Source organism: Caulobacter sp. GW821-FHT09B11 (assembly GCF_059418205.1).
In genome coordinates, this window is record NZ_JBWKPK010000006.1 from 174,634 (window position 1) to 198,729 (window position 24,096).

Sequence of the window (24,096 nt, forward strand, 5' to 3'; positions counted from 1 at the left end):
CCCTGCCTAACGACCGCGTTCGACGATCGAGGGAGGCCCCATGCACGACGCCCAGGCAAACAGCGCCCAAGGACCCAGCCGCCGCGCCCTGCTGGCCGCCGCCGCGCTGGGCCTCGGCCCCGCCCTCCCCGCCCTCGCCGCCGACCAGGAGGCCCGCGTCGGCGCGCTGCTGAAGCAGATGACCCTCGACGAGAAGATCGGCCAGACCCACCAGCCGGCCGGCGGTCGGCAGAGGGCGCTGAACTCCAAGATCGACGCCGCGGCGCTGGACCTCGTCCGCAAGGGCGGGGTCGGGTCGTACCTGCACGTGGCCGGCGCGGCCTTCCTGCGCGAACTGCAACGCACGGCGGTCGAGGAGTCGCGGCTGAAGATCCCGCTGCTGTTCGCCATCGACGTGGTGCACGGCTTCCGCACCCTCTACCCCGTGCCGCTGGCCATGGCGGCGACCTTCGATCCGGAGATCGTGCGGGCGACGGCGCGGATGGCGGCGGTGGAGACGGCGGTCAGCGGCCTGCACTGGACCTTCGCCCCGATGGTCGACATCGCCCGCGACCCGCGCTGGGGCCGCATCGTCGAGGGAGCCGGCGAGGATCCCTATCTCGGCAGCGTCATGGCCGACGCCCAGGTGCGCGGCTTCCAGGGCGACGGGCCCTCAAGCAAGGGATTGGCGGGCAAGGACTCGATCCTGGCCTGCGCCAAGCACTTCGGCGCCTATGGCGCGGCGGCGGGCGGGCGCGACTACGACAGCGCCGAGCTGTCGGACCGCACGCTGAACGAGGTCTACCTGCCGCCTTTTCATGCGGCAGCGATGGCGGGCTCCAGTACGATGATGACCGCCTTCAACGACCTGAACGGCGCCCCCACCACCGCCAACGCCGCCCTGGTGCGCGGCGTGCTGAAGACCCAGTGGACCTGGCCGGGCCTGGTGGTCAGCGACTGGAACGCCATCCTCGAACTGATCAACCACGGCATCGCCGAGACCCCGGTCCAGGCCGCCGCCCTGGCCCTGAAGGCCGGGGTCGACATGGACATGGCCAGCGGCGTCTACGCCGCCCACCTGAAGGCCGCGATCGCCGCCGATCCGTCGCTTGCGCCCCTGCTCGACCAGGCCGTGACCCGGATCCTGACCGCCAAGATGCGGCTTGGCCTGTTCGACGATCCCTACCGCTTCGGCGACGTCGAGCGGGAGAAGACGGTGTTCCTCAGCCCGCCGCACCGCGCCATCGCCCGCGAGGCGGCGCGCAAGGCCGTGGTGCTGCTGAAGAACGACGGCGGCCTGCTGCCGATCGCGCCCGCCACGAAGAAGATCGCCGTGATCGGCGCCCTGGCGGCCGACAACCTCTCGCAGCTGGGCTCATGGAAGGCGCGCGGCCAAGTCGCCGACGTCGCCCCGCTGCTGCCGGCGCTGCAGGCCGCCGCGCCGGCCGGAACCGAGATCGTCCATGTGGCCGGCGCCTCGCCGCGCAGCCTCGACGAGAGCGGCATCCCCGCCGCCGTCGAGGCCGCCAAGGCCGCCGACCTCGTGCTGCTGATGGTCGGCGAGGACTTCGACCACAGCGGCGAGTCCCGCAGCCGCTCGGACCTGTCGCTGCCCGGCGCCCAGAGCGCCCTGGCCCGCGCGGTGTTGGCCACCGGCAAGCCCGTCGTCGTGCTGCTGCCGTCGGGCCGCCCGCTGGTCGCGCCTGAGGTGCTGGAGAAGGCCCCGGCGGTGCTGGCGACCTGGTTCCTCGGCGTCGAGGCCGGACCGGCCCTGGCCGACATCCTGTTCGGCAAGGCAGCCCCCGGCGGCCGACTGCCGGTCGGCTTCCCGCGCGCCACGGGCCAGTCGCCGACCTTCTACGCCCACACGCCCAGCGGCCGTCCGGCCGATCCGGATCTCGCCAAGGACACCGTCCGCTACCACGACGTCGACATCGGGCCGCTGTTCCCATTCGGCCATGGCCTGAGCTACGCGCCCTTCGCCTATTCCGACCTGGCGCTGGATCGCGAGACCGTCGCGCCCGGCGGGGCGGTGAGGATCTCCCTGACCGTGGCCAACACCGGATCGGTCGCCGCCGACGAGGTGGTGCAGCTCTATGTCCGTGACCCGGTCGCCAGCGTCGCCCGGCCGGTCAAGGAGCTGCGCGGCTTCCTGCGCGTGACCCTCGCGCCCGGCGAGAAGAAGCGCGCGGCCTTCACCCTGACGCCCGCCCAGCTGGCGATCTGGAGCCCGGCCGGCTGGATCATCGAGGCCGGCAAGGTCGAGGTCATGGTCGGCTCGTCATCGGCCGACATCCGGCTGAGGGGGGCCTTCACGATCACCGCGCCCGGCAAGGGCCGTGATCCGGCGACCGCCATCCTCACGCCCGTGAGCCTCGCGTGAGCGGGCCGCTCTGGACCCTGCTGGTCGTCGCCGCCGGGGTCGCCCTGGTGGTCTTCGCCACGCTGAAACTGCGCCTGCCGGCCTTCTTCGCCCTGCTGCTGACCGCCATCGCCGCCGGGATCGCCTTCGGGGCCGAGCCGGTCAGCGTGCTGGCTTCGGTGAAGAAGGGCGCGGGCGAGGCCCTGGGCTTCGTCGCCGTGATACTGGGCCTGGGCTCGATCTTCGGCGCCCTGCTGGAAGCCGGCGGCGGGGTGGGCGTCATGGCCCGCGCCCTGCTCGACCGTTTCGGCGTACGCCGCGCGCCCTGGGCCTTGGCGACCATCGGCGTGCTTGTGGGCATTCCCCTCTTCTTCGACGTCGCCCTGATCATCCTGGCCCCGCTGATGCTGGGCGTGGCCCAGCGCTCGGGCAAGGCCGTGGCCTTCGTCGCCCTGCCGGTGCTGGCGGGCCTGGCGGTGATGCACGGCCTGCTACCGCCGCATCCCGGACCGGTCGCGGCGGCCGAACTGCTGCACGCCGACTATGGCCGCATCGCCCTGTGGGGCCTGGCCTGCGGCATCCCGGCCGTGCTGGTCGCCGGGCCGCTCTACGCACTGGCCGCTTTCCGGAAGGGCGTCTACGTCGCACCAGAGACGTCACCGGTCGCGGACGACGGCGCGGCCGACGCCCTGATCGGCCTTTGGCCGGCCCTGGTGGGCATGCTGGCCCCGCTCGTCCTGATCGTCGCCGGCGCCGTGGCCCACGCCGCCCTGCCGGAAGGACCGGTCCGCACCGCCTTGGAGTTCTTCGGCCATCCGTTCGTGGCCCTGGCCGTGGCCTGCGGCTATGCCTGGGTGCTGCTGCGCCGGCGCGGCGTCGACCGGCATCGGCTGCTGGGGATCGCTGGACGCGCCCTGGAGCCGGCCGGCGCTATCGCCCTGGTCATCGGGGCCGGCGCGGCCTTCAAGCAGGTGCTGATCGACAGCGGGGCCGGCGCCCACCTGACCGCCGCCGTCGAGGGCGCCCGGCTGTCGCCGCTGGTGTTCGGCTTCTTGATCGCGGCGATCATGCGCATCGCCCAGGGCTCGGCCACCGTGGCCATGGTCGCCGCCGCCGGCCTCGCCGCGCCGCTGGCGACGGCGGCCGGGCTCGACGCCAACCAGGTCGCCCTGGTGGTGATCGGCATCGGCTCCGGCGCGACCGTGGTCAGCCACGTCAACGACGCGGGGTTCTGGCTGGTCGGGCAGTATCTGGGCCTGTCGGAGACCGAGACGTTCAGGAGCTGGACGGTGGCCTCGACGATGGCGGGGCTGGTGGCGTTCGCGGCGGCGCTGGTGGCGTCGGCGCTGGTCTAGATCACGCTTTCAAACGCTCTCCCCCCCGCTCGTCATCCCGGAAAGCGCGTAGCGCTTATCCGGGATGACGAACTTGGTAGGAAACGAAGCCCCTACCGCAGCACGCCCCGCTTCGTCTGCCACCAGGCGTAGGCCATGAACAGCGCCAGCAGCACGGCGATCACCGCGCTGGTCACGGCCATCTGCTGGCCCATCACCTTGCCGCCGTCGCTGAGGACATAGGTGTAGAGGAGGCTCAGCAGGAACGCGGCCAGCGACACGGCGAACACCGGCACGGCGATCTTCCGGCGCAGGAGGATCAGCACCGAGGCGGCGAAGGCCCCGAACACGCCGATCGCCCAGACCGCCGTCATCCAGCCCGGCATTCGCTGGTAGTGGTCGATCTGGGCCTGGGTCATGCCGGCGCTGGCCATGTAGGCCGGCCCCTGGGCCATGCTCATCACGAAATCGAACACGCCGACGGAATTGAACAGCACGGCGACCGCGCCCACCAGCCACAGGTGCCAAGGCGTCTTGCTCTTGATCTGGCTCATCATGCCCTCCCCAGGTCATGGTTTTCTTCTGGGGACGAGACTGCCTCAGGCGGCCCGGCGGCGATAGAGATAGTCGTCCGGCAGGCCCATGCGGCGGGAAGACTCGACGGCCGGCGAACCCTTGATCGGCACCTTGTCGGCGCTGGCCCCGGCCAGACGCACCAGGCGCCGTTCGACACCGTTCAACTGCCAGGTCTCGCCCAGGCCCAGCCGCGCCCGCACCTCGACCGGGGTGATGGCCACGGCCGCCCGCACCAGCGGCTTCTGGATCAGCCGCAGCGGCCCCGGCAGCAGCGGCGTGGACGTCATGATGTGGAGGAACTCGAAGACTATGTCCGACGGCTCGAGACTCGGCAGCATCAAGGCCATCTGCCGCTTCCACTCGGCCTCGCTGGTCGGCGCGCCGGTCGCGCCGTAGAGCCGCGCGCCGGGGGCGGCCTCGGCGAAGGCGGCGTCGCGCTCGGCCGGGGTCAGGGCGTGGGCGTAGGCGTGATAGGCCTCGATGAAGCCGAAGCTGGCCGTGGCCTGCACCCAGTCCAGCAGCACCGGGTCGTTGGCCTGGTAGGCGACGCCCCCCGGCGTCTGCCCCGTCACATGGCCGTGCATGCGCACCACGCCGGCGATCATCTTCTCGGCCGTTTCGCGCGGGCCGTAGACCGTGACCATGGCCGCCAGGCCCGTGCGCTTGAGGCGCTTCAGGGGTTCGGCCTTGAAGCTGGAATGATCCCAGACGCCCGAGCGCACGCGCGGCTCGGCCAGCTCCAGCAGCACCGCGGTGATGCCGCCGACGAACAGCGACACCGGGTTCTTGAACACCCGCCACGACACCGAGTCCGGCGCGATCAGGGCGGCCGCGCCCGGCGGGGCGGAGAAGTCGATCGCCGGTCCCCCGTCCGGCTTCAGCAGTCGCGCGGCGGCCCGCGAGAGGGGATCGGCCATCAGTTCACCCGTCTTTCGCGCCCGACCCAGTAGGGCTCGCGCAGCTGCCGGCGCAGGATCTTGCCCGAGGCGTTGCGCGGCAAGGCCTCGACGAAGTCCACGCTCTTGGGGGCCTTGAAGTGCGCGATCCGCGTGCGGGCGAAGGCGATGATGTCATCGGCGTCGGGCGTGATCCCGGGCTTGGGCGCGACCACCGCCTTGACCGCCTCGCCCCACTTGTCGTCGGGCACGCCGATCACCGCCACCTCGGCCACGTGCGGATGGCCGTAGACGGCGCTCTCCACCTCGGCCGGATAGATGTTCTCGCCGCCGGAGACGATCATGTCCTTCACCCGGTCGTGGATGAAGAGATAGCCGTCGTCGTCCAGGTAGCCGGCGTCGCCGGTGCGCAGCCAGCCGTCGCCGTCGATGGTCGCGGCGGTGGCCGCGTCCAGCTTCCAGTAGCCGGCCATGTTCGAGGCGCTGCGCACGGCGATCTCTCCGACGGTGTTCGCAGGCAGAACGCCGCCGGCCTCGTCGAGGATGCGCAGCTCGACCCCCGGCATCGGCAGGCCGGCCGAGCGCATGCGGGTGTTGCCGGCCGGGTCGTGGTCCTCGGGCGGCAGATAGACCACCGTGCCGGTGGTCTCGGTCATGCCGTACTGCTGGACGAAGCCGCAGCCGAACACCTCGATGCTCTCGCGCAGCAGATCCAGCGGGATCGGGGCCGCGCCATAGAGGATGTAGCTGAGCCGCGAATAGTCGATCTGGCGGGCGCGGGGCAGGCGCACGACGATCTGCAGGGCGGCCGGCACCAGGAACATCTTCGACACCCGGTCGTGCTCGATGAAGTCCAGCACCTTGAAGGGGTCGAACTCGCGCGCCACCACGCCCTTGGCCCCGTTGAAGAGGCCCACCAAGCCCCAGCCGGTGCCGCCGATATGGGCCACCGGCATGGCCACCAGGCTGACGTCGTCGGGACCCCATACGTTCCAGGGCATCGCCGTCTGCTCGGCGGCGGCCTTGCGCATGGCCAGCAGGTTGTCGTGGGTCAGCATCGCGCCCTTGGGCTTGCCCGTCGTGCCCGAGGTGTAGAGCTGCAAAACCACGTCCGACGGCGCCAGCGGCACGGCGGGATCGGCCTCGTCCTGGGCGTCGCGCCAGGCCGGAAAGGCCGCAAGATCGCCGCCGCCTTCCATGGCGACGACCGGCGGCTGGGGTCCGGCCAGCAGCTTGGCGACCTCGCCCACGTGCTCGACCAGCTCGGGGCCGACGAAGACCATCTTCGCCTCGGTGTCGGCGACGATGTAGGCGATCTCGGCCGGGGCCAGGCGCCAGCCGACGGGGGCCATCACCACCCCGGCCTTGGCCGCCCCGAGCAGCAGCTCGAAATAGCTGTCGCTGTTCTTGCCGACATAGGCGATGCGGTCGCCGGGCTTCAGCCCCTCGGCGATCAGGGCCCGGGCCACCTGGTTGGTGCGGCGGTCGAGCTCGGAGAAACTGGTCTCACGCCCCTCGAAGGCGAAGGCCACGGCGTCGGGCCGCACCTGGGCGTGATAGCGGGGCACGTCGCCCAGCGTCGGCATGCGGGCGAAATCGACGGCGTCCTGGATCATCGCTGCTCTCCCGGTGAAGCCGTCTGGCGCGGCCGTTCGAAGAACATGGTTTTCGGCGTGACCCCGGGTAAGTCAACGCTCGGTGGAGAAGCCAAGTGCGGGGGTCCGTGGAATGGCGCGTTGAGTCGTCCCCGCGACCGGCCGTAAGCTGTGACTCGAAAGCCGCGAGGAAAAGCACGCCCATGACCAGCTTCCTCCTGCGCCGCGAGCAGCGCGGCCTGCTGATCTCGGTCCTGCTGGGCCTGGTGGTCGCGCCGCTGCTGCTGCTGCTGACCACCTGGGAGATCCAGCGCGAGTTCACCCGCGGCCGCATGCTGCGCGACGCCGTCGACCACTCCTACGAGCAGCGCATGCAGCTGCAGACGGTGTTCTCGCTGATGCAGGACGCCGAGACCGGCCAGCGCGGCTTCGTCATCACCGGCCAGGACCGGTTCCTGGAGCCCTACGACGCCGCCCTGCGCCGCCTGCCCAGCCAGCTGGCTTCCTTGCGCGCCCTGCGCCAGCGCGACGTCGGCGACCTCATCGCCAACGACGATCCGGTCTTCGATCGCCTCGAAGCCCTGATCGAGCAGAAGCAACAGACGATGGCCGAGGGCATCCGCCTTCGCCGCGAACAGGGGCACGACGCGGCCCGCACCCTGATCTCCAGCGGCAAGGGCAAGGTGATCATGGACGAGATCCGTCTCGTCACCCGCGAGCTCCAGGCGTCCGACAAGGCCGCCCTCGACCGCCGCATCGCCGCCAACGACGCCCTGACCCTGCGCACCGAGCGCCTGACCCAGACCCTGTTCGCGGTGCTGGTGGTGTTCCTGCTGGCCGCCTTCATCCTGCTGTCGCGCCAGATCCGCGCCCGCCAGCAGCTGTTCACCGTGGCCCAGGCCACGGCCGGACGGCTGGACGCCATCCTCGACAACGCCCAGGACGCCGTCATCACCCTCAATCCCAGCGGCACCATCGAGACGGTCAACAAGGCGGCCGAGGCCATGTTTGGCCTGCCGCGCGAGACGCTCGTGCGCCGGGCCCTGTCGCAATTCGTCGACCTGCCCGACCGCGGCCAGCTGTTCGTCCAGCACCTGGCCGGCGGCGAAGACCTGTCCAAGGGCGTGCTGCGCGAGTTCGTCGCCTACCGCACCGACGGGAGCACCTTCCCCGTCGAGGCCTCGATCGGCCTCGTCCGCCTGCCCGAGGGCGAGCGCATCACCGCCTCGGTGCGCGACATCTCCGAGCGCCGCCGCGTCGAGCGGCTGAAGGCCGAGTTCGTCTCGACCGTCAGCCACGAGCTGCGTACGCCCCTGACCTCGATCGCCGGCTCGCTCGGGCTGCTGGTCGGCGGGGCGGCCGGCGCCCTGCCCGAGCGCGCCGCGCGCCTGCTGGGCATCGCCCACAGCAACTGCCAGCGGCTGGTGCGGCTGATCAACGACATCCTGGATATCGAGAAGATCGAGTCCGGCCAGATGGAGTTCGCGCTCCAGCCGCTCGACCTCAGCGACCTGGCCCAGCGGGCGGTGGACGGCATGGGCGGGCTGGGCGGCCAGATGGGCGTGACCTTCAAGCTCGACGTCGCGCCGAACCTGCCGCCGGTGCGCGGCGACGCCGACCGCCTGGCCCAGGTGGCCGCCAACCTGCTGTCGAACGCCGCCAAGTTCTCGCCGCCCGACGGCGTGGTCGAGGTCAGGGTCTACGCCCCGCGTCCCGACCTGCTGCGGTTTTCGGTGCGCGACCACGGCGCCGGCGTGCCCGAGGCCTTCCGCGACCGCATCTTCTCGAAATTCGCCCAGGCCGACGCCTCCGACACCCGCGCCAAGGGCGGCACGGGCCTGGGCCTGGCCATCTCGCGCGAGATCGTCCAGCGCCACGGCGGGCGGCTGTGGTTCGAGTCCGAGCCCGGCCAGGGCGCGACCTTCCAGTTCGAGCTGGCGACCGTCGAGACCCGCCCCCGGACGATCGAGGCCGGCGACGGCGGCGCCCGGGTGCTGTTGTGCGAGGACGATCCCGACATCGCCGAGATCCTGTCCCAGGCCCTGCGCGAGGCCGGGGTGCGGGTGCACACGGTCGGCGACGTGGCCTCGGCCCGGGCGGTGCTGGAGATCGGCGGCTTCGACGCCTTCGTCACCGACGTGCGCCTGCCCGACGGCAGCGGCCTTGACCTGCTGCGCCGCCTGCGCGCCGACGCCAACACCCGCGACATCCCCGCCCTGGTGATCTCGGCCGAGGCCGCCGAGGGCCGGGGCGAGGCGCTGGACGTCGTCGACTGGCTGCAGAAGCCGATCGACCTGGAGCGCCTGCGCACCGCCGTCCATCGCGCCGTCAACGGCCATGCCGACACCCGCCGCATCGATGTGCTGCACGTCGAGGACGACCGCGACGTCCACGCCGTGGTCCGCGACGCCCTGCTGGACCGCTGCACCGTCCGCCACGCCGACAGCGTGCGGACCGGACGCGCCGCCCTCTCGATGGCCAGGCCCGACGTCGTCATCCTCGATCTGGGCCTCGGCGACGGCAACGGCGTGGAGCTGCTGGGCGACCTGCACGATGGCGGCGATCCGGTTCCGGTCATCGTGTTCTCGGCCCAGCCCATCGAGGACAAGGCCCTGGCGGCCTCGGTCGACGCGGTGCTGACCAAGTCCAAGACCACTCTGGACCAGCTGGCCCGAACTGTGCGCAAGCTCGCCGCGGACGCCGATTCCAAGAGACGCCGATGACCGACCTGAAGCTCCTTTACGTCGACGACGAGGCCGACATCCGCGAGGTGGCGACCTTCTCGCTGGAGCTGGATCCGGGCATCGAGGTGAGGGCCGCCGACGGCGGCGCCGAGGCCTTCGCCATGCTCGATCGCGACGCCTGGCGCCCGGACGTGGTGCTGCTGGACGTGATGATGCCCGACATGGACGGTCCGGCCGTGCTGGCCAGACTGCGCGAGCGGGGCGACCTCGACGGCGCGCCGGTGATCTTCATCACCGCCCGCGCCCAGGCCGAGGAGCGCGCCCGCCTGCTGGGCTTCGGCGCGGCCGACGTCATCACCAAGCCGTTCGACCCGATGACCCTGGCCCAGGACGTGCGGGCGATCCTGGCCCGATGAGCGATCCCCTCGCCCCGCTGCGCGCCAAGTTCCTCGTCCGCGCGGCGCAGGACCTGGCGCTGCTGCGGTCGGACGAGACCTCGATCAAGGACCGCCACTATGTCGTTCACCGCCTGGCCGGCGCGGCGGGCGTGTTCGGCTATGGCGAGATCACCGAACTGGCCCGCGACCTCGACGACCTGCTGCTGGCGCAGGGCGACGCCCCGCCCGAGGCGTTTTCCGCGCTGATTTCGGCGCTGGAAGGCCTGGAAGCCTAGGCGCCTCGCCCATTTTCCTCAAATTCGGCCGCGCCTTAACGTTATAGGCGGGGTTAGACGCGACCTTGCTCTCGAGTTCGGACGGGACGAGCGAGTACGGCGTCATGTTTGCAGTAAAGCGTTTCGAGGGCGAGGCGAGCCAGACCCGCCTGCTGCTGTCGCTGATCGCCGCCTACGCCGTCGCCATCGCCTATTGCGACCTGCTGACCCGGGGCCCGTCGGGCATGGCCTCGATGTGGCCGTGCAACGGCCTGCTGGCCGCCGGCCTGATGCTGCTGACGCCCGGCCGCAGCGCGATCCTGCTGGTGGTCAGCGCCGCCAGCCACCTGCTGCTCGACGGCCTGGGCGGCACGCCGCCGGCCATGACGGTGCTGTTCACGACGCTGGATTCGCTAGAGGCGGTGCTGATCGCCCTGGTGCTGTCGCGCACCTTCGGCGGACCGCCCCGGCTGAAGAACCTGGGGCGCGCCGTGCGGACGGTCAGCCTGGCCCTGCCGGTGACCGTGGTGCTGGCCGTGACGGGGGCCTTCGCGACCGCGCCGATGCTGCACGCGCCCCTGCCCGTGTTGATCAAGAACTGGCTGTTCATCAACATCCTGGGCATGAGCGTCGGCCTGCCCGCCGCCCTGATCCTGTTCGACCCACGGATGAAGCGCGGCTTCGAGCGGTCGGCCTGGGAGAAGGCCGCGTGCTACCTGTCGGTCGCCGTCGCCGCCCTGCTGGCGTTCGGCCGCCCCGGCCACACCCTGCCGTTCCTGGTGTTTCCGGCCGGGGTGCTGGTGGCCTTCCGGCTGGGTCCCAAGGGCGCGGCCTGGTCGGCCCTGATCACAGCCGCCATCGCCACGCCGCTCAGCGTGCTGGGCATCGTCGCCGAAGCCGCGACGAGAGCCCAGGCGTCCGAGCGCGCTCATGCCCTGCAGCTCCTCGTCAGCGCCCTCTTCTTCACCTGCCTGGCCGCCGCCCTGGTGCTGGCCAACCAGCAGCGCCTCAAGCAACTGCTGGTGCGCCGCCAGGCCCTGGCGCGTCAGGCCCAGGCCCGCGCCCAGGCCGCGAGCCTGGCGAAGACCGAGTTTCTGGCCACCATGAGCCACGAGATCCGCACGCCGCTGAACAGCGTGCTGGGCTTCACCCGCCTGCTGGCCGACCGCGACGATCTGGCCCCCGAGGCCCGCCGCCACGTGGCCCTGATCGACGGCTCGGGCGGCGCCCTGCTGACCCTGGTCAACGACGTGCTCGACTTCTCGCGCGTCGAGGCCGGCCGGGTCGAGCTGGAGATCGCGCCCGCCCGGGCAGAGACCGTGCTGCGCGACGCCGCCGCCATCGTCGCCCACGACGCGCAGGCCAAGGCCCTGGCGCTGGACATCGAGATCGTCGGCGAGGCTGATCGCCACCACGGCCTGGACGCCGCCCGCCTGCGACAGGTGCTGCTCAACCTGCTCAACAACGCCGTCAAGTTCACCCCGGCCGGCAAGGTGACCGCCCGCCTGATCGTGACGTCCGGCCCCGAAACCGACACCTTGCGGATCGAAGTCAGCGACACCGGCATCGGCGTGCCGCCGCAGCTGCGCGACCGGCTGTTCCAGCGCTTCTCGCAGGGCGACAGCTCGGTCACGCGGGCTTTCGGCGGCGCGGGCCTGGGCCTGGCGATCAGCAAGGCGCTGGTCGAGCTGATGGACGGCAGGATCGGCATGGAGGCCAACGCCGACCAGGGCTCGACCTTCTGGATCGAGCTGTCGGCCGAGGCGTGCGACGCGCCCCGCCATGCGCCTTTGGCCGCCGCCGGCCGGATCGCCGGGACCCGCGTCCTGCTGGTCGACGACCACCCGATGAACCGCGAGATCGGCGGCGCCTTCCTGACCCTGGCCGGCTGCGAGGTGACCACCGCCGACAACGGCCGGCAGGCGGTCGACCTGGCTCGGGCCGGCGGCTTCGACGTCGTGCTGATGGACATCCACATGCCCGGCATGGACGGGTTGAGCGCCACCCGCGCCATCCGCGCCCTGCCCGGCCCGGCCGCCGCCGTGCCGATCATCGCCATGAGCGCCGACGCCCTGCCCCAGCAGGTCGCCCAGTGCCGCGAGGCCGGCATGGTCGATCACGTGGCCAAGCCGATCCAGAAGGACGTGCTCTATGCGACGATCGAGACCTGGGCGGGGGAACGCGAGGCGGCCTGACGCCCGTCCCTCGCTCGTCATGGATCTGGGGTCGAAAAACCGAAGTTCAAGAATTGTCGGCCGGCGAATTATGCGCAGTCTGTAGCGCCTTCGACGCGGGGCCGCGGCCCCATCCGAAAGGGCCCCGACCATGACCTCAACGACCGCGTACTATCACGGCACCAAGGCCGACCTCGAAATCGGCGACCTGATCGGCGCCGGCTACGCCTCCAACTACGGCGCGGGCCGGGCGGCGGCCTACGTCTATTTCAGCGCCACCCTCGACGCGGCGACCTGGGGCGCGGAACTGGCCCGGGGCGAGGGTCGCGGCCGGATCTACGTCGTCGAGCCGACCGGACCGTTCGAGGACGATCCCAACCTCACCGACAAGAAGTTCCCCGGCAATCCGACCCTGTCGTACCGCACCAAGGACCCGCTGCGGGTCGTCGGCGAGGTGACCGACTGGACGGGCCATCCGGCCGAGCAGCTCCAGGCCATGCGCGACCACCTGGCCCGGCTCGATGCGCAGGGGATCGAGGCGATCGAGGACTGAGGCGGCGCCAATTCCACAATAAGTTCGTCATCCCGGAAAGCCCGCAGGGCTTATCCGGGACCTAGGGGACCGGGCTCGGCGGATCGATCAAGCGCCCCAGCGACGGTCCAGCGCAGTGCGGCCGCCCCTGGGTCCCGGCTCTCCGCTTCGCTGCGGCCGGGATGACGATGGAAGGCGCGCAGCTTCGCCCCCGCCCGCCGCCGTCCGCCCCACACCGCTGTCGCCGCCCGCGCCAGCCGGCCATCACGGCGGCCATGGACAGCCTCTTCTCCCCCGCCCTCGCCCTGCATGTGACCTGCGGCTTCGCCGTCGTGGCCGCCGGCCTCGTTCCGCTGCTGGCCCGCAAGGGCTCGCGGCTGCACCGGTTGTCGGGGCGGGTCTATGTGGCGGTGATGGGGACGCTGCTGGCGGCGGCCTGGGTGATGACGGTCCTGCGCTTCAACGCCTATTTCGCCGCCCTGTCGGCGACGGCCAGCATCGGCCTGTTCTCCGGCTTCCGGGTGCTGGGCCGCAAGCGCCCCGACCTCGACCCGCGCCAGCGCGCCCGGCCCCTGGACTGGGCGGCGGCCCTGGCCGTGGTCGCCATCGGCGCCTGGGTGGTGGGCCAGCTGCTGACCGGCGCCTCGAAGAGCCCGCGCATGCCGACCCTGGCCCTGGCCTACGCCGCCTTCGCCTTCGGCGGCTGGGACCTCTGGCGGTTCGCCCGGCCGACCGACTGGCCGTTCAGCCCAGACCTCTGGACCTACGAGCATCTAGCGAAGATGCTGTGCGCCTACGGGGCGGTGATCAGCGCCTTCTCGGGCAATTTCCTGACCTTCCTGCCGCCGCCATGGAGCCAGCTCTGGCCGACCCTGCTGTTCCAACCGCTGGCCATGGGCTGGATCGCGGTGCTGATCATCCGGCGGCGGCGAGTATGGTCGCCCGCCTGAAGGCCGCCCCGCCCCGCGCCTGGGTCTGGGCCTTCGTCGCCTACAGCTGGACCATGACCACGGTCAGCGCCGCCTGGTTCGCCCGCCGGTTCGCCGCCGATCGCGGCGAGGCGCTGGGCGTCGTCCCGTCACTGCTCTGGCAAGGTTCGATCTATGCCGCCTGGCTGCCGGCGGCGGCGATCGTCTGGTGGCTGCTGCGCCGGTTCGGAGCCGGGGCGCGCGGCGTGGCGGCGAGCTTCGTCGCGGGGATCGCCGTGGTTCCTGCGCAGGCGGCGATCTCCAGCCTGATCGACGCCGGCTTTCTCGGCGACGGCGATTTCGGCGCGCGGATGCTGGGGCGCACGCCCGTCTGCCTACTGCTCTATTCGGCCATCGTCGCGGTCGGGCTGGCGGCCGTCCACCACCGCCGCGCCGCCGAGGCCCGGGCTCGCAACGCCCTGTTGGAGAGCGCCCTGGCCGAAGCTCGCGCCGTCGCTCCCGCGCCCGAGACCGAGCGGCTGATGGTGATGTCGGGCGCCCGGCGCATCCCGGTCGAGATCTCGGCCGTCGAATGGTTCGGCGCGGCCGACAACTATGTCGTCGTCCACTGGGCCGGCCGCGAGGGCCTGCTGCGCGCCACGCTGCAGGGGCTGGAAGCGCGGCTGGACCCCCGCCTCTTCGCCCGCGCCCACCGCTCGACCCTGGTCAACCTCGCCCACGTGCGCGAGGCCCAGCCGCTGTCGGACGGCTCCTGGCGGCTGGCGATGGCCGGCGGCGGCGAGGTGGTCACCAGCCGGACCTACAGGGACGCGCTGCTGGAGCGGTTGGGCGGTCGGGGCGGCTGAGGAACTTTAGCGCCCTCCCCATTTCTCCCGTCATTCCCGCCCTTGTGGCGGGAAACCCTGGTTCCGCTCGCAAGCGAGGCGCAAGCGACGTGCTGAGCACGTCGCCCCAACTGCCCTTGCGGCTGACAGAGGGTTTCCCGCCACAAGGGCGGGAATGACGGGAGAGAGGGAGAGTGGGGGAGGATAAAGATGGGTTCCCCCCCCTCAGCTCCCCGGGCAAGCCACGTGCGCGTCGGTCGGCTCCAGGCGGATCTCGCGGAAGGCCAGCTTGAAGCCGGCGCCCGCCGACAGCACCACGGGCGAGGAGATGCGGCTCATGTCGGCGCCCGCCGCCTTCAGGCACGAGAGCTTGATCTGGGTCTTGCGCCACTCGCCCACCGGGGCGTCGGCGAAGATCTTCGTGACGTCCACCCCGCCGGCGCACCCCTCGCCGCACGACACCGAGAAGCCCACCGATCCTTGGGCGCGAGCATCGACGCGGTAGGTCAGGGCGATCGACAGGTCGCCGGTGGTCTGGCGGGTGAGGTCGGCGGGCGGGCCGTTGACCAGCAGGGCGCCGGGACCGGTCCAGGCGGCCAGACGGGCGTCCTCCTGGGCGGCGGCGTCGATGGCGGTCAGGGTCACCCCGCCGGCCGTCGACAGCAGCCACGGCGCCGGCGTGCGACCGGCGATGAAGTACTTGTCGACATTGGCGCCGGCGCCGCTGACGCCCGACACTTCCGACAGCTGCGCCACCTTGCCGGGCTTGGCGTAGGACAGGCCGTAGCCATAGGCGAACTGCGGGTCGTAACCGGCGTCGCCATGGTTCAGCGGCCCCTGGTCGGCGCGCTTGGGCCAACTGAACGACAGCTTGCCGGTGAAGTCGCGCCGAGGCTTGCCGCTCTTGGCGGCCACCAGCACGTCGGCCACCCCACCGCCTTCCGAGCCCGGCAGCCAGGCCGCGACGAAGGCGTCCGAGGCGTTGATCTCCGGGTTCGCCCACAGCGGCCGGCCGCTGAGGAACACCGCCACCACCGGCACGCCGGCGGCCTTGAGCTTCTTTAGCAGGGCCAGGTCGGTCTTGTCGCCCGGCTGGTATTCCAGGTGCTGCAGGTCGCCCTGGAACTCGGCATAGGGCGTCTCGCCGAACACCACCACGGCGACGTCCGGCTTGTCGGCGAACGATCCGTCCTTCGACAGGGTCGCCTTGCCGCCCGAGGCCTCGACCGCTTCCTTCAGCCCGCTCCAGATCGACTGCGCATTGGGGAAGTCGGCGTTAGTGTTGCCCGTGCCCTGCCACGACAGGGTCCAGCCGCCGGCCGCCTTGCCGATGTCGTCGGCGTCGCCGGCCACCAGCACCTTCGCGCCCGCCTTGATCGGCAGGACGCCGTCGTTCTTCAGCAGCACCAGCGACTTGGCCACCGCCTCGCGGGCCAGGGCGCGATGGTCGGGCGCGCCGACGCGCTCGAAACGGCCCTGCACCGGCGGAGCGACGCGATCGAACAGGCCGGCCTTGACCTTCACCCGCAGGATCCGCCGCACGGCGTCGTCCAGCCGCGCCATCGGGATCTCGCCGCTCTCGACCTGCTTGAGCGTATTGTCGAACAGGCCCTGCCAGCTGTCGGGCGCCATGTACATGTCGAGGCCCGCGTTCAGGGCCTGCGGGCACGAGACGTTGGAGCAGCCGTCGACCTGGCCGTGGGCGTTCCAGTCGCCGACCACGAAGCCGGTGAAGCCCAGGCGGTCCTTCAGCACGTCGGTCAACAGGGTCTTGTTGCCGGTGTGCTTGACGCCGTTCCAGCTGGAGAACGAGGCCATCACCGTCAGGATGCCGGCGTCGATGCTGGGCGGGTAGCCCTGGGCGTGCAGGCGGACGAGGTCAGCCTCCGACACCGCCGCATCGCCCTGGTCCTTGCCGCCCGTGGTGCCGCCATCCGCCAGGAAGTGCTTGGCGCTGCCGGCGATGTGGCCGGCCTCCAGCGCCTTGCCGGAAACGAGCTTGCCTTGCAGGCCCAGCGTCATGCGGCCGGCGTAGCTTTTGACGATCTCCGGATCCTCGCCATAGCCCTCATAGGCGCGGCCCCAGCGGTCGTCGCGGGGCACGGCCACCGTCGGGCCGAAGGTCCAGTCGCCGCCGCTGACCGCCACCTCCTCGGCCGTGGCCTTGCCGATGCGCTCGATCAGGTCGGGATCGCGGGTCGCGCCCAGGCCGATGTTGTGCGGAAAGAGCGTCGCGCCCACCAGGTTGTTGTGGCCGTGCACGGCGTCGATGCCGAACATGATCGGGATGGCCACGTGGCCGTCGCGCTGTTCGAGAGAGACGGCCCGGAACAGGTCGACGAAATCGGCCCATTCTTTCGCCTGCGCCTTGTCGTCGCCGTTCGGCCCCGAGCTGCCGCCGGCCAGGATCGAGCCCAGCGGATACTCGCGCAGCTGTTCGGGGCGGATCGAGCCGATGTCGGCCTGGATCGTCTGGCCGACCTTCTCGCGCACCGACATCTTCGCCATCAGCGCCGTGATCTTCGCTTCCGTCGCCGCGTCGGTCAGGGCCGCGGGGCTCCTGGCGGCCGGCCAGGCGGCGACATGGGCTGCGGCCTTGCCCGCCGGTGCGAGGGTCTGCGCCTCGGCGAGAGCGGTCAGGCTGGTGGCGGCCAGCAGGGCCAGGGCGGAAACACGGAACGGCGTCACGGCGACCTCGATCGAAAAAGAGGCGCGGCGGCAAAGGGGAAGGAGCCGCCGCGCCCAAAGCACGCCGCGGGAGCAGCGTCATGGGATGAGACGTCGAGGGCGGACGCCGCGCGCGGAAGTCCGCACGCGCGATCGCGCATGGCCTTGGCCTCCCGTCGCGGGGTCGTCTGCTCGCGACCGCCTCACATCGACACGAGACAACGTTGTCTTACTTGATGTCAACACGATTCAATTTGTCCACTTGAGGACAAATCGGCCGATATCCTTTCCATGAAAGGCGAAGACGCAGCAGAGAATTTTTCTGACAACGATGTCTTACTGATATTTCCGGTCGCTCTATTGAAGATCGAAGACGGCGAACCGGCTCGACTCGGCCGCCGGGGCCGGGCTATCGCTAGGTCAGCGCGCCGATAGCCGGCGACGGGGGTTTGATGCGCAACGTCACCATCGTCCATGTGGCCGAAAAGGCCCGGGTCTCGGTCAAGACCGTCTCGCGCGTGGTCAACAACGAGCCCACCGTCACCCCCGACCTGCGCGCCCGCGTCGAGGCGGCGATCGAGCAGCTGGGCTACAGCCCCAACATCGCCGCCCGGCGGATGGGCGGCGGCCGCTCGTTCCTGATCGTCGCCTTCAACGACCGCACCCTGACCCTGGAGAACTGGCGCAGCGACCGCGGCAACAACTGGATCGACCGCATGCAGTACGGGGCCATGCTCCGCTGCGACGTCCACGGCTATCACCTGCTGTGCGAGCTGATCGACCTGGAGTCCGACCAGCTGGCCCGGCGCGTGCAGCACGTGCTGTCCACCCTGCGGCCCGACGGGGTGATCCTGACGCCGCCCAACTGCGAGGACCCGACGGTGCTGGCCGCGCTGAAGAAGGCGCAGATCCCGTTCGTGCGCCTGGGCTCGGCCCAGGCCGGTCCCGGCGCGCGGGTGCGGATGGACGACCAGGCGGCCGCCCGCCAGCTGACCGAACACCTGCTGGCGCTCGGCCATCGCCGCGTCGGCTTCGTCACCGGCAGCCCGCGCTTCCTGGCCAGCCGCGCCCGCGAGGACGGCTATCGGGCCGCCCTCGCCAAGGCCGGCCTGACCATCGACGAGACCCTGCTGGTTCCGGGCGACTTCACCTTCGAGGGCGGGGTGGCCGCCGCCGAGACCCTGCTGACCCGCGCCGACCGCCCCACCGCCATCCTGGCCGGCAACGACGAGACCGCCCTGGCGGTGCTGCACGTCGCCGGGCGGCTGTCGATCGCCATACCGGGCGCGCTGTCGCTGGCCACCTTCGACGACACCCCCAGCGTGCGCCTGTCGCTGCCGCCCCTGACCACGGTGCGCCAACCGGTGGCCGAGATGGCCGCCGAGGCCGTCGACATCCTGGTCGCCTGCGCCGCCGCCAAGGACGGAAAGCCGCCGCGCGCCGATCGCCTGCTGCCGTTCGAACTGGCCCTGCGCGCCTCGACGGCGCCACGATCGGCTGGCTAGTCGGCCCCCGCGACGGGATGTCGCGGGGAGCTTGACCGGCGGGGCCGCGCACCCTCTTTTCTTGCGACTTCCAGTTGGAGCCGCTCGCGTTTGGCCAGAGACATGACCCAGGTCGACGCCGCAACCGCCGCAGCCGGGCCGCCCACCGTACGGCGGCGCCTGCTGATCATGGCGTTGTGCCTGGTCGCGCCCGCCATCGTGTTCATGGCCCTGCTGGCCCGCGCCGAATACGGCCAGAGCCGCGGCCGCTACGAGCAGCAGCTGGTCGCCACCACCCGCGCGCTGGGCCTCGCCGTCGATCGCCAGCTGGCCCAGGGGCAAAGCACCCTGCAGGCCCTGTCGGTGTCGCCCGCTCTCGCCGCCGGCGACCTGGAGAGCTTCGAGCGCCAGGCCCGCGCCGCCGTCGGCGGCGACGCGGCCTGGATCGTGCTGATCTCGCCCGGCGGCCAGGTGGTCAACACCCGCCTGCCGCCCGGCCAGGCCCCGCCCCGCAGCGCCGGCCTGCCCCCCGAACGCTGGGCCGCCGTGCGCTCGGGCCGCACCACCGTCTCGAACCTGACCTTCGGCACGGTCGCCAAGAAGCCGATAGTGGCCATCGACATGCCGGTGATCGTCGCCGGCGAGCTCTATGACCTGGCCTACATCCAGACGCCCTCGGCCTTCGCCCCGTTGTTCGCCGCCCAAGGCGTGCCGCACAGCTGGACGGCCAGCATCGTCGACCGCAACGCCAAGCTGGTGGCCCGCTCGCGCGACCAGGAGAAGATGCTGGGCCGCTCGGCCAGCCGGCCGATGCTGGACGCCATGGCGCGCGACAACGACGGCGTGCTCGAGACCTACACCCTCGACGGCACCCCCACCCTGTCGGCCTTCAGCCGCTCGCCGACCTATGGCTGGACCTTCATCGTCGGCGTGCCGCGCGCCGAGCTGGAGCGGGCCAACCTGTCGTCCCTGACCCTGCTGATCACCGCCGGCCTCGCCCTGCTGGCCATCGGCGCCACGGCGGCCCTGCTGTTCTCGCGCGGCATCTCGCGCGAGGTGCGGGCCCTGGTGGCCGACGCCCGGATCATGGCCGCCGGCGGCGAGATGCCGGCCCAGACCAGCGGCGGCCTGCGCGAGATCGGCGAGGTGCGCGAGGCCCTGCACGCGGCCTCCAACCAGCTGCGCGCCCGCGAGGCCGGCGAGAAGCGCGCCGCCGCCCGCCAGCAGCTGATGATCAACGAGCTGAACCACCGCGTGAAGAACACCCTGGCGACGGTGCAGTCCCTGGCCCTGCAGAGCCTGGGCCGCGGCGAGGCCGCGCCGGGCTTCAACGCCTTCAACGAGCGCCTCTACGCCCTGGCCCGGGCCCACGACCTCCTGACCCGCACCGTGTGGGAAAGCGCCGACCTGGCCGAGGTCGTGCGCCAGACCCTGGAGCCCTACGGCGACCGCGCCCGCTGCGAGGGCCCGCCGGCCGCCCTGCCGCCCAGCGCCGCCCTGGCCCTGTCGATGGTCTTCCACGAGCTGGCCACCAACGCCAGCAAGTACGGCGGCCTCTCCACCCCCAACGGCCGGGTCGAGGTGACCTGGCGTCGCGACCCGCTGGACCCGCTGCACCTGGCCCTGCGCTGGGTCGAGAGCGGCGGCCCCAAGCTGGCCGGTCCGCCGCAGCGCAAGGGCTTCGGCTCGCGCCTGATCGCCGCCAGCCTGCGCAGCGAGCTGAAGGGCGAGGCGGTGTTCGAATACCTGCCCACCGGCCTGGTCTGCGCCCTGTCGGTGCGCCTGCCCGATCCGTCCGGCGCCCAAGCTTTGGGCGACGAGCCCTTTCTCTCCGACGCCTGAACGGGCAGCCGCGGGCGCGGGCGCGAAGCGCCGGCCCGGCGCTTGACCGCCGTTCTCCGGCTCATGGTGATGGTCGATCCGCTCTGCACCCATCCTGGGGCGCCGTCGGATCGATCGTATTGCGTCGCCGCGTAGATTGATCTTCCATGACGCTCAGGATGCACGCCGCAGAGCCGCACCTGAGGGAAGAGCGTTCATGATCGCCACAGATGACTCCGTGATGCTGCCGGCCCGGCCCGAGCCGATCCCGCTGGCGCCCGAGCGCACGGCCGTCATCGTCATCGACATGCAGAACGCCTACGCCTCGCCGGGCGGCTATCTGGATCTCGCCGGCTTCGACATCAGCGGCGCGGCCGCCTGCATCCAGCAGATCAAGGGCGTGCTCGAGACGGCCCGCTCGGCCGGCATGCAGGTGATCTATTTCCAGAACGGCTGGGACGACCAGTACGTCGAGGCTGGCGGCCCCGGCTCGCCCAACTGGTGGAAATCGAACGCGCTGAAGACCATGCGCGCCAAGCCCGAGCTGCAGGGCAAGCTGCTGGCCCGCGGCCAGTGGGACTACGAGCTGGTCGACGAACTGGCGCCCCAGCCGGGCGACATCCAGCTGCACAAGACCCGCTATTCCGGCTTCTTCAACAGCCAGCTCGACAGCGTGCTGCGCAGCCGGAACATCAAGAACCTGGTCTTCGTCGGCATCGCCACCAACGTCTGCGTGGAGTCGACCCTGCGCGACGGCTTCTTCCTGGAATATTTCGGCACGGTGCTGGAGGACGCCACCCATCAGGCCGGTCCCGACTTCGTCCAGAAGGCGACGCTCTACAACATCGAGACCTTCTTCGGCTGGGTCTCGACCGTGGCCGACTTCAAGGGCGCGTTCGGCCAGATCGCGCCGAAATGAGCCGCCGTGCGTCCTTCGAGGCTCGGCTCCCGCCTCGCACCTCAGGATGAGGACGTCACTGCACCGAATTCCTCATCCTGAGGCGCCCGCGTAGCGGGCCTCGAAGGACGCAAGGCCCCCTCTTTCCGTCCCCGGATGGAATGAAGAACTTAATTATCAGAAGGACAGGACCCGATGCCCAAGACCGTCATCACCCCGCCCGGCACGGGCACGCCGATCGCTCCGTTCTCGCCGGGCACGCTGGCCGACGGGATCGTCTACGTCTCGGGCACCCTGGCCTTCGACAAGGACAACAACGTCGCCCATGTCGGCGACGCCGAGGGTCAGACGCGGCAGGTGCTGGAGACCATCAAGTCGGTGATCGAGACGGCCGGCGGCACGATGGAGGACGTGACCATGAACCACATCTTCCTGACCGACTGGGCCAACTACCAGACCATCAACAAGGTCTATGCCGAGTACTTCCCGGGCGACAAGCCGGCCCGCTACTGCATCCAGTGCGGCCTGGTGCGCCCCGACTTCCTGGTCGAGATCGCCACCGTCGCCCACATCGGCAAGAAGTGACGCCGGTGACCTCAGGAACCGTCGACGGCCTGTATTACGAGCTCCACGGCGGCCCCGTCGCGGGCCGCGAGGTCGTGCTGCTGTCGTCGGGCCTGGGCGGTTCGGGCAGTTTCTGGGGACCGCAGATGGCGGCCCTGACGGCGCGCTGGCCGGTCGTGCTGTACGACCACCGCGGCACGGGCCGCAGCGTGCGCGAGCTGCCGACCGACAAGCCCTACGCCGTCGCCGACATGGCCGACGACATCGTCAAGGTCCTGGACGCCCTGGGCATAGCCAAGGCCCATGTCGTGGGCCACGCGGCCGGCGGCAACGCCGGCCTGGCGCTCGCCCTCAATCACCCCGACCGGCTGGGCAAGCTGGCGGTCGTCAACGGCTGGTCGCGGCCCGATCCGCACATCAAGCGCTGCTTCGACACGCGGCTGCATCTACTGAACGACAGCGGCCCCGGACCTTACGTCCACGCCCAGGCCCTGTTCCTCTATCCGGCGACCTGGATCTCGGAAAACAGCGACCGCCTGGCCGCCGAGGAGCCGCACCACGTGGCCGGCTTCCCGCCCAAGGCGGTGATGCTGGCCCGCATCGGCGCCCTGCTGGCCTTCGACGTCGACGCCGACCTGCCGCGCATCACCCACCCGGTGCTGGTCAGCGCCACGGCCGACGACATGCTGGTGCCCGTCACCTGCGCCCACCGCCTGGCTCAGCGCCTGCCCAATGCGACGCTCGACGTGCTGCCCTGGGGCGGCCACGCCTCGACCGTGACGGACGCCGAAGGGTTCAACGCCTCGCTGGTGCGATTCCTGGAGGGGGACGGATGAGCGGGGATATCGAAAGCGATCCTCCCCCTTTGGGGGAGGTGGCCCGGAGGGCCGGAGGGGGCCGGCGCGGCGCCTACCCCCTCAGTCGGCTTCGCCGACAGCTCCCCCAGAGGGGGCGCATCTTCCTGGCCTGGCCACAACATTCTTCAAAGGGGCACTAACACCATGCAGGTCGGCGTCTTCATCCCCATCGGCAACAACGGCTGGCTCATCTCCGAGACCTCGCCGCAGTACATGCCGAGCTTCGAGCTCAACAAGACCATCGTCCAGAAGGCCGAGGAATACGGGCTCGACTTCGCGCTCTCGATGATCAAGCTGCGCGGCTTCGGCGGCAAGACGCAGTTCTGGGAGCACAATCTCGAGAGCTTCACCCTGATGGCGGGCCTGGCGGCCGTGACCCAGAAGATCAAGATCTTCGCCACCGTCGCCACCCTGACCATCCCGCCGGCGATCGTCGCGCGCATGGCCTCGACCATCGACTCCATCGCGCCCGGCCGGTTCGGCATCAACCTGGTCACCGGCTGGCAGAAGGCCGAGTACAGCCAGATGGGCCTGTGGCCCGGCGAAGGCCACTACACCGACCGCTACAACTACCTGGCCGAATACGCGACCGTGCTGAAGGACCTGCTGGAGACCGGCGTTTCGGACTTCAAGGGCAAGTACTTCACCATGGACGACTGCCGGGTCAGCCCGCACCCGCAGGACACCAAGCTGATCTGCGCAGGCTCGTCGGACGAGGGCCTGGCCTTCACCGCGCAATACGCCGACTACAGCTTCGCCCTGGGCAAGGGCACCAACACCCCCACCGCCTTCGCCTCGGTCAACAAGCGGCTGGAAGCGGCCGCCGCCAAGACCGGCCGCGACGTGGCCTCGTTCATCCTGTTCATGATCATCGCCGACGAGACCGACGAGAAGGCGCTGGCCAAGTGGCAGAAATACCGTGACGGCGCCGACCAGCAGGCCCTGGCCTGGCTGACCAACCAGGCCGCGCCCAACGCCGCCGCCGGCTCGACCACCAACACCGCCCAGCTGGCCGCCCCGGAATCGGCGGTCAACCTCAACATGGGCACGCTGGTAGGCAGCTATGAGAGCATCGCCCGCATGCTGGACGAGATCGCAGAAGTGCCCGGCACCGGCGGCGTGCTGCTGACCTTCGACGACTTCGTCCAGGGCATGGACGACTTCGGCACGAAGATTCAGCCGCTGATGAAGTCGAGGAAGTAGAGCGGAAGCCCCCTCAGTCGCTCCGCGACAGCTCCCCCAGAGGGGGAGCATCTGCGTCGTAGATC

Annotated in this window: 20 protein-coding genes; 15 read left to right on the plus strand and 5 right to left on the minus strand. The window is 70.9% G+C overall.

Annotation, left to right across the window (positions count from 1 at the left end):
* The first annotated feature begins 40 nt into the window (after positions 1–40).
* Together AC07N1_RS06450 and AC07N1_RS06455 are read left to right on the plus strand one after the other, a co-directional pair.
* Positions 41–2,362 (plus strand): glycoside hydrolase family 3 N-terminal domain-containing protein, encoded by a 2,322-nt coding sequence (locus tag AC07N1_RS06450; RefSeq protein WP_494671053.1) that lies wholly within the window; start codon positions 41–43, stop codon positions 2,360–2,362.
* Positions 2,359–3,696, plus strand: a complete 1,338-nt coding sequence (locus AC07N1_RS06455; protein ID WP_494671054.1) for a GntP family permease — start codon at positions 2,359–2,361, stop codon at positions 3,694–3,696. Before AC07N1_RS06450 ends, AC07N1_RS06455 begins: the two co-directional genes overlap by 4 nt.
* Before the next feature lie 92 nt (positions 3,697–3,788).
* Here the strand turns inward: AC07N1_RS06455 and AC07N1_RS06460 are convergent, their stop codons facing one another.
* From AC07N1_RS06460 to AC07N1_RS06470, 3 genes are read right to left on the minus strand one after another with little or no spacing between them, the layout of a single operon-like run.
* The gene (locus AC07N1_RS06460; protein WP_494671055.1) at positions 3,789–4,229 is read right to left on the minus strand and encodes a hypothetical protein; all 441 of its coding nucleotides are present in this window, start codon (positions 4,227–4,229) and stop codon (positions 3,789–3,791) included.
* A gap of 45 nt (positions 4,230–4,274) precedes the next feature.
* The gene (locus AC07N1_RS06465; protein WP_494671056.1) at positions 4,275–5,168 is read right to left on the minus strand and encodes an oxygenase MpaB family protein; all 894 of its coding nucleotides are present in this window, start codon (positions 5,166–5,168) and stop codon (positions 4,275–4,277) included.
* Positions 5,168–6,760 carry a fatty acid--CoA ligase gene (locus tag AC07N1_RS06470; protein WP_494671076.1) on the minus strand — a complete coding sequence of 531 codons (1,593 nt, stop codon included), beginning with the start codon at positions 6,758–6,760 and terminating at the stop codon, positions 5,168–5,170. The genes AC07N1_RS06465 and AC07N1_RS06470 overlap by 1 nt, the downstream gene beginning before the upstream one ends.
* A gap of 185 nt (positions 6,761–6,945) precedes the next feature.
* Here AC07N1_RS06470 and AC07N1_RS06475 point away from each other — a divergent pair, with 185 nt between their 5' ends.
* From AC07N1_RS06475 to arr, 5 genes are all read left to right on the plus strand, one after another.
* A complete protein-coding gene (locus AC07N1_RS06475; protein ID WP_494671057.1) occupies positions 6,946–9,465 on the plus strand; it encodes a CHASE3 domain-containing protein in 2,520 nt (839 codons plus the stop codon).
* The gene (locus tag AC07N1_RS06480; RefSeq protein ID WP_110119282.1) at positions 9,462–9,842 is read left to right on the plus strand and encodes a response regulator; all 381 of its coding nucleotides are present in this window, start codon (positions 9,462–9,464) and stop codon (positions 9,840–9,842) included. Before AC07N1_RS06475 ends, AC07N1_RS06480 begins: the two co-directional genes overlap by 4 nt.
* Positions 9,839–10,099, plus strand: a complete 261-nt coding sequence (locus AC07N1_RS06485; protein WP_494671058.1) for an Hpt domain-containing protein — start codon at positions 9,839–9,841, stop codon at positions 10,097–10,099. The genes AC07N1_RS06480 and AC07N1_RS06485 overlap by 4 nt, the downstream gene beginning before the upstream one ends.
* A gap of 104 nt (positions 10,100–10,203) precedes the next feature.
* On the plus strand, positions 10,204–12,273 hold the full coding sequence (locus tag AC07N1_RS06490) for an ATP-binding protein (RefSeq protein WP_494671059.1): 2,070 nt from the start codon (positions 10,204–10,206) through the stop codon (positions 12,271–12,273).
* Positions 12,274–12,403: 130 nt separating this feature from the next.
* Positions 12,404–12,805, plus strand: a complete 402-nt coding sequence (gene arr, locus AC07N1_RS06495) for an NAD(+)--rifampin ADP-ribosyltransferase (protein ID WP_494671060.1) — start codon at positions 12,404–12,406, stop codon at positions 12,803–12,805.
* Between the two features lie 50 nt (positions 12,806–12,855).
* On the opposite strand, the gene AC07N1_RS06500 is transcribed toward arr, so the two are convergent.
* On the minus strand, positions 12,856–12,987 hold the full coding sequence (locus AC07N1_RS06500; protein WP_494671077.1) for a hypothetical protein: 132 nt from the start codon (positions 12,985–12,987) through the stop codon (positions 12,856–12,858).
* Between the two features lie 72 nt (positions 12,988–13,059).
* Between AC07N1_RS06500 and AC07N1_RS06505 the strand changes: the two genes are divergently transcribed.
* Together AC07N1_RS06505 and AC07N1_RS06510 are read left to right on the plus strand one after the other, a co-directional pair.
* On the plus strand, positions 13,060–13,734 hold the full coding sequence (locus AC07N1_RS06505; RefSeq protein ID WP_494671061.1) for a DUF2306 domain-containing protein: 675 nt from the start codon (positions 13,060–13,062) through the stop codon (positions 13,732–13,734).
* Positions 13,719–14,558, plus strand: coding sequence for a LytTR family DNA-binding domain-containing protein (locus AC07N1_RS06510; protein WP_494671062.1), 840 nt, complete (start codon positions 13,719–13,721; stop codon positions 14,556–14,558). Before AC07N1_RS06505 ends, AC07N1_RS06510 begins: the two co-directional genes overlap by 16 nt.
* Positions 14,559–14,762: 204 nt before the next feature.
* Here AC07N1_RS06510 and AC07N1_RS06515 read toward each other — a convergent pair whose 3' ends face one another.
* Positions 14,763–17,225 (minus strand): glycoside hydrolase family 3 protein, encoded by a 2,463-nt coding sequence (locus AC07N1_RS06515; protein ID WP_494671063.1) that lies wholly within the window; start codon positions 17,223–17,225, stop codon positions 14,763–14,765.
* Between the two features lie 431 nt (positions 17,226–17,656).
* On the opposite strand from AC07N1_RS06515, the gene AC07N1_RS06520 reads away from it, so the two are divergent.
* The 6 genes from AC07N1_RS06520 to rutA all read left to right on the plus strand — a co-directional run bounded on the left by AC07N1_RS06520 (position 17,657) and on the right by rutA (position 24,031).
* Positions 17,657–18,709 (plus strand): LacI family DNA-binding transcriptional regulator, encoded by a 1,053-nt coding sequence (locus AC07N1_RS06520; protein WP_494671064.1) that lies wholly within the window; start codon positions 17,657–17,659, stop codon positions 18,707–18,709.
* Between the two features lie 102 nt (positions 18,710–18,811).
* Positions 18,812–20,530: a sensor histidine kinase gene (locus tag AC07N1_RS06525; protein ID WP_494671065.1), complete on the plus strand. Its 1,719-nt coding sequence runs from the start codon at positions 18,812–18,814 to the stop codon at positions 20,528–20,530.
* 196 nt (positions 20,531–20,726) lie between these two features.
* On the plus strand, positions 20,727–21,428 hold the full coding sequence (rutB, locus tag AC07N1_RS06530; protein ID WP_494671066.1) for a pyrimidine utilization protein B: 702 nt from the start codon (positions 20,727–20,729) through the stop codon (positions 21,426–21,428).
* 174 nt (positions 21,429–21,602) lie between these two features.
* The gene (gene rutC, locus AC07N1_RS06535) at positions 21,603–21,992 is read left to right on the plus strand and encodes a pyrimidine utilization protein C (RefSeq protein WP_110119273.1); all 390 of its coding nucleotides are present in this window, start codon (positions 21,603–21,605) and stop codon (positions 21,990–21,992) included.
* A 5-nt stretch (positions 21,993–21,997) separates the two neighbouring features.
* Positions 21,998–22,807, plus strand: coding sequence for a pyrimidine utilization protein D (rutD, locus tag AC07N1_RS06540; RefSeq protein ID WP_494671067.1), 810 nt, complete (start codon positions 21,998–22,000; stop codon positions 22,805–22,807).
* Between the two features lie 165 nt (positions 22,808–22,972).
* A complete protein-coding gene (rutA, locus tag AC07N1_RS06545) occupies positions 22,973–24,031 on the plus strand; it encodes a pyrimidine utilization protein A (RefSeq protein ID WP_494671068.1) in 1,059 nt (352 codons plus the stop codon).
* Positions 24,032–24,096: the final 65 nt, after the last annotated feature.